We start from the raw sequence: 5,885 nt of genomic DNA, 5'->3' as shown, positions 1-5,885 counted from the left end.
CGCGGGGAACTGCGCGACCAGCCCCCACCGGCCCGCAGTCGCGACACGACCGACCCCACCTACGGCGATCCGGCGCACACCCGAACCCCGCGGAGGCGGAACCGCATGACGCACGACCACGACCTGGAACTGACGCCCACCGCCGCACAGACCGAGGCCGCGCTCAACCCACCCGCGGGACGCACCGGCGGCGACCTCGTCGTCGAGACCCTGCACGGGCTCGGCGCGTCCACCGTGTTCGGCCTGCCCGGACAGCACGCCCTCGGCATGTTCGACGCGCTGCGCCGCTCCGACCTGCGCTACGTCGGGCTCCGCGTCGAGAACAACGCGGGCTTCGCCGCCGACGCGTACGGCCGGATCACCGGCGAGGTCGCCCCCCTGCTGCTGTCCACCGGCCCCGGCGCACTCATGTCGCTCGCCGCGCTCCAGGAGGCGGCCGCCGCGTCCGCGCCCGTGCTCGCCATCGGCAGCCAGATCCCCGTCGCCGGGCTCGGCGGCGGACGCCACGGGTATCTGCACGAGCTGCGCGATCAGCAGGCCTCCTTCCGGGACGTCGTCAAGTCCGTCCACACCGTCCGCACCGCCTCCCAGATCCCCTCGGCGATCGCCGCGGCCTGGGAGTCGGCGCTGACCGCACCGCACGGCCCCGTCTGGGTCGAGATCCCGCAGGACGTGCTCCTCGCGGAGACGACCCTCCCCGTCGTCACCGCGATGGACGCCACGCCCCGCGACCTCGTGCCCCGCCCCGAGCTCACCGCCGTCGCCGCCGACCTCCTCGCGCGGGCGGAACGCCCGGTGATCATCGCGGGCGGCGGAGTCGTCCGGGCCGACGCCGCGGGCAAGCTGCGCGCGCTCGCCGAGCGGATCGACGCGCCCGTCGTCACCACCTTCGGCGGCAAGGGCGCCTTCCCGTGGGAGCACCCGCTGTCCCTCCAGTCCTGGATGGAGGACCGGCACACGACCGACCTCCTCGAGGACGCCGACGTGCTGCTCGTCGTCGGCTCCGGACTCGGGGAACTCTCCTCGAACTACCACACGTTCGTCCCGCGCGGCCGTGTCGTCCAGATCGAGGCCGACGCGGGCAAGCTGGAGTCCAACCACCCCGCGCTCGGCATCCACGCCGACGCCCGGCTCGCCCTCCAGGCCCTCGTGGAGACGGTCGCCGAGCGCACCGACCCCGAGGCGCCGGCCCGGGTGGCCGCCGTCCTGAAGGCCGTACGCGACCGGATCGACGCCCAGGACCTCACCCTGGAGCAGCAGGTCCTGGCCTCGGTCCGCGACGCGCTGCCCACCGGCTCGCCCTCCTTCTGGGACATGACGATCCTGGCCTACTGGGCCTGGTCAGCGTGGCCCGGAGCGATGCACTCCGCGCAGGGTGCCGGCGGCCTCGGCTACGGATTCCCCGCCGCCCTCGGTGCGGCCGCCGCCGACCCGACTCGGCCCGTCCTCGCGGTCTCCGGCGACGGCGGCGCCCTGTACTCGATCGCCGAGCTGGCCACCGCCCGCCAGCACGACCTCGACGTCACCTGGCTGATCGTCGACGACGGCGGGTACGGCATCCTGCGCGAGTACATGACCGACGCCTTCGGCGAGGCCACCGCCACCGAACTGAGCCGGCCCGACTACGTGGCCCTCGCCGAGTCCTTCGGCGTCCCGGCCGTCCGGACGAGCCCCGAGACGCTCCGCGACGACCTGGCGAAGGCCCTCGCCGCGCCGGGCCCGCAGGTCGTGGTCCTGCCGGCCCTGCTCCGTATGTTCGCCCCGACGCACCTGGGATGACGAGGAGAGCACCGAGATGACGACGACTGTTGCCTGCGCCCAGCTCGACCTCCGCGTGGGGGACGTGGCGGGAAATCTCGCCGCCGCCGAGGAAGCGATCGAGGCGGCGGCGCACGCGGGCGCCCGCGTCGTCGTCCTTCCCGAACTCACCAACAGCGGCTACGTGTTCGAGACCCCGGCCGAGGCCCGCGCCCTGGCCGAACCGGTCGACGGCCCGACGGTCACGGCCTGGTCCGCGGCCGCCCGCCGCCACGGCGTGACCCTGGTGGCAGGCCTCTGCGAACTCGACGCGTCGGGCCTGGTCCGCAACGCGGCGGTGATCGTCGACCCCACCGGCACCGTCCGTGCCGTGTACCGCAAGGCCCATCTCTTCGGCACCGAGAAGGACTTCTTCGTCCCCGGCGACGAACGCCCCCCGGTCGTCGACATCGAGGGCCTCGGCCGCATCGGCACCATGGTCTGCTACGACCTCGAGTTCCCCGAATGGGTCCGCCTCGCGGCCCTCGCCGGCGCCGACCTGCTCTGCGCCCCGGTCAACTGGCCGCTCTTCCCCCGCCCCGAGGGCGAACGCCCCGCCGAGGCGGTCCGCGTCCAGGCCGACGCCGCCGTCAACCGCATGTACGTCGCGGCCTGCGACCGCACCGGCACCGAACGCGGCGTCCGCTGGACCGGCGGCTCGATCATCACGGACCCCGACGGCTTCCCCCTCGCGGGCGCGACCCCGACCGACGGCCCCACCCTGCTCCTGGCCCCGTGCGACCTGCCCCGGGCCCGGGACAAGAAACTCGGCGAACACAACGACGTCTTCGGGGACCGCAGGCCGGAGCTGTACGGCTAGCCGCGCCATACCGCCGGTCAGCCGTCACCCACAGACCGGGGCCCGGCATGTCCTGAGAGAACCAGCCGCCCAGCGGCTGTGCCACCTCCGGGAAGCGCGCCCGCCATTCCCACCGGGTCACGGGCGTCGACGGTGGCGGTACCGCACCTTGCTCGACGCTGCGCCTGATGTGATCAGCGATGACGAACAGCCAGTCCTGGACACCGGACTCGGCCGGCCCGACATCGGGCACCGGATAGAACTCGCCGAGCCGGAGATGTAGACGGCCGGGCGAGTTGCGGGCGTATTCCTAGATGTAGATCGGGAAGCTGGTGTGCACGACGAAGCCGTGCGGGCTGGAACCGTTCATCGCCTGTCGCAGAACCCGTCCGACCGGATCGGCCCGGGACGGCCAAGCGGCCTCGATGGTAAGGCGAGGCCGGGTGGACTGCGCGAGCCAACGATGGATCACCTGCTCGTTCTCGGTCACGACCTGCTGGGTCGCCCACTGGGCGGTTTAGCGGTCGGGGTAGGTCGCAGAACGGTTCGGCTGCGTCGTCATGAGCGATCTCTGGCTCTCTCTGGGATCAATGAGCTTCCAGCAGGTGCGCCGATGCGAGGCGCAGAATCTCGACGAGCACGGGGGGTGTCGCCCACGGAACAACTGCGTGCAACGAGGCGATAGACCCTTTGTCGAGCAGCCGGGCAGCGTGGCACTCACTGATCAGCGGCGGTAGCCGGTCTGCACAGCCGTACGGATGCTCGCTCCCGATCCCTGCGACGACACCTTCTTCGAAGGTGTCGTATTCGTCTCCTTCGACCCACCAGGAGAAGGATTCGAGCTGGGAGAATCGCAACTTCGCCTCCCATACGGACAGGGGGAGGTCGTCCAGAGCACGGATGCCTCGTCGTTGGGAGGCCCGCAGGGCCGAAGCGGTGGCCTCAAGGAAGTCGGGCAGCGGTGTCTGGCCTGCTACCTCTTCGAGCCGGCGCAGGAAGCCTGCCGGAGGGCGACGGACGGTGGGGTCGCCGAGCCCTTCGGAGAGCAGGTCGAGAAGCGCGGTCAGTGTTGCGTTCGGCAGGGCGGCTGCCACGGACGCGTTGCTGCACAGCACTCGGTTCACACGGTCGATCTCATCTTGGGCGTGACTGTTCGGAGCGGGGCTGCCGGCCGCTACAAGTGAGTCGAGAAGCCTGGCCACCATGCCGTTCTCAAAAACAGCGGCGGTGTAGGTCGTCACGAGGCGGGCGTTCCTTCCCTGATCGGGGTTGCCTTCTCGTTCTCATTCAGTGGGCATGGACGTCAGCACAATGAACGGTGGGTCAATGCCTCTCTTGTATCGCAGGACGACGTTGACTCCGTGGGCGTCCTTGCCCTGAGCACTGAGGCTATTTCGATCGTATTGCAAGGATTTCCTGGCACGGAAGTCGAGTCGGTGGGCAGCACGGGGCCGCGGCAGGCCGACACGCTTGCTTTTGACGTGCCGCTCGGCGGTGGGGCGCGCATGGACTCATGAGCCCGATGGGCGGCGTTCGGCCGCCGGTGTCGGCCTCCGAGAGTGAGGCCGGACGCGCCCCGGGCTCATGTGCGGTGGGGAGGGAGCCCGGGGCGGTGTCGGTCACCAGATCGAGTCGACCCACTCCGGGTGGTCGATGAACGGGTTCCGGTTGTGCTGGTAGGTCGTGTAGATGACCTCGTTGCGGTTTTCCTCGAAGGCGTCCGGCGGGTCCTCGTCGTTCCACTTCTTCAGGACCGAGAGCTTGCCGATGTTGGGGGCGCTGCCGTTGTCCACCGAGTCGTTGGGCTCGAGGTCGGCGAAGGAGTCGTCGCCCTCGTAGCGCACGGCCATGTAGAGGATCATGCGGGCCACGTCGCCCTTGACGGCGTCGCGCGGTTCGAAGGAGTCGGAGTCGGTGCGGCTGCCGCCGCCGTTCGCGACCTCGGTGCCGCCCTCGTCGAAGTCCTTGTTGCCGCGGACCGAGTTGACGGTGACGTCCTCGGGGCGCAGGTGGTGCAGGTCGGTGCCGGGGCCCGTCGCGGTGCCGAAGTCGCCGTGGGACTTGGCCCAGACGTGCTCGCGGTTCCAGTCGCCGGTGTCGCCGCCGTTGGCGGACTTGGCGCGGGAGGTGCCGCTGTAGAGCAGGATCACGTTGCTGCTGTTCGCGGGGTCCTCGTCGGTGGACTTGAGCGCGTCCCAGACGCCGTCGTACGAGACCTTGGTCTGGTCGCTGATGATCGTGTGCAGGGCGCTCTTGAGTTCCGTGCCGCTCTTGCCGAGGGCGTCCTGGTAGTACGTGTCGTCGTACGCCGAGGCCGCGGTGGCGGTGCCCGCGGTCGCCGTCGGCAGGGTGACCGCGGCGAGTGCGGCGGCTGCCGCGAGGGCGAGTGTGCGTATGCGCGTTCCGGGCATGTGGGGTGTCCGTCCGTTCTACGCGGGTTGAGTGGGGTCAACCGGGAGCGTGACATGGACACGTAGGGAATGGGTGAATGCGGTGCGTCGATTGTGTGACGGGTGGGCGCAACTCGCCCCTCTGGGGGAGGGGTTGATCCCTTCGTGCGGCTGCCGTCCCGGGCGGTGGAGCGTCCGGGACGGCAGGTCGCGCGCGTGGCGGAGGGAGCGTCAGAGGTCCGACGCGTCCAGGCGGTAGAGGGAGTCGGAGTTCGTCGACGACGCCGCAGTGGAGTCCTTGCTGCTCGAACTCTTGCTGTATTCGGTCGACTTGACCTTCGTGCCGTGCTTCTTCACCCAGGCCGTGACCTCGGAGCTGACGTCGGCCCCGTCGCCGGACCGCCCCGGGCCGCCGCCGCCCATCATGCCGCCGAGCTGGATGTAGTGGAGCTCGCCCTTCTTCACCAGATCCTTGAGCTTGGCGAGCGTCATCGCCTTGTCCGAACCCGACCAGCCCCACATCGAGATGACCGGCTGCCCGGAGGAGACGATGAGCTGGGCCGCGCTCTGCGAGTTGGGCACCGCGAGCAGCCAGGTGGCGCCGTCCCGGTGCTTCTTCAGGTAGGCGGTGAGCTCGGTGCTCACACCGCCGCCCATGCCCATGCCTCCGCCCATGCCTCCGCCCATGGCCATGCCTCTGCCCATGCCGCCTTCCGTGCGGTCGCCGCCCGAGCCACGGCCTTCGCCGGAGGAGCCGCCCTCGGCCGAGGAACCGCCCGGCATCTCGCCGCCCCCCGGCATCTCCCCTCCGGCGCCGCCCGGCATCTGGCCCGCGGCCCCGCCCGGCATCTCCCCTCCGGAGCCGCCCGGCATCTCGCCGCCGCCCGGGAAGCCGCCCC

4 protein-coding genes and 2 pseudogenes are annotated in these 5,885 nt (G+C 70.9%); 2 read left to right on the top strand and 4 right to left on the bottom strand.

All coding sequences use genetic code 11. The features are described from left to right. Nucleotides 1-105 precede the first annotated feature (105 nt). Both GTW43_RS33755 and GTW43_RS33750 read left to right on the top strand, forming a co-directional pair. The gene (locus tag GTW43_RS33755) at nt 106-1,779 is read left to right on the top strand and encodes a thiamine pyrophosphate-binding protein (RefSeq protein ID WP_161305782.1); all 1,674 of its coding nucleotides are present in this window, start codon (nt 106-108) and stop codon (nt 1,777-1,779) included. Nucleotides 1,780-1,795: 16 nt separating this feature from the next. Then, nucleotides 1,796-2,617, top strand: a complete 822-nt coding sequence (locus GTW43_RS33750) for a nitrilase-related carbon-nitrogen hydrolase (protein ID WP_161305781.1) — start codon at nt 1,796-1,798, stop codon at nt 2,615-2,617. A gap of 289 nt (nt 2,618-2,906) precedes the next feature. Here the strand turns inward: GTW43_RS33750 and GTW43_RS33745 are convergent. The 4 genes and pseudogenes from GTW43_RS33745 to GTW43_RS33730 form a co-directional block, all read right to left on the bottom strand. Next, nucleotides 2,907-3,158: pseudogene (locus GTW43_RS33745) on the bottom strand (RNase A-like domain-containing protein). 25 nt (nt 3,159-3,183) lie between these two features. Next, nucleotides 3,184-3,837 (bottom strand): hypothetical protein, encoded by a 654-nt coding sequence (locus GTW43_RS33740; protein ID WP_161305780.1) that lies wholly within the window; start codon nt 3,835-3,837, stop codon nt 3,184-3,186. Between the two features lie 378 nt (nt 3,838-4,215). Continuing rightward, nucleotides 4,216-5,007 (bottom strand): endonuclease, encoded by a 792-nt coding sequence (locus tag GTW43_RS33735; protein ID WP_161305779.1) that lies wholly within the window; start codon nt 5,005-5,007, stop codon nt 4,216-4,218. A 210-nt stretch (nt 5,008-5,217) separates the two neighbouring features. Next, nucleotides 5,218-5,885 (bottom strand): annotated as a pseudogene (locus tag GTW43_RS33730) (hypothetical protein); the annotation flags it as partial.

Source organism: Streptomyces sp. SID5785 (assembly GCF_009870065.1).
Taxonomy (GTDB): domain Bacteria; phylum Actinomycetota; class Actinomycetes; order Streptomycetales; family Streptomycetaceae; genus Streptomyces.
The sequence above is the reverse complement of the archived record's forward strand: the minus strand, read 5'-3'. Positions and strand labels throughout refer to the sequence as shown.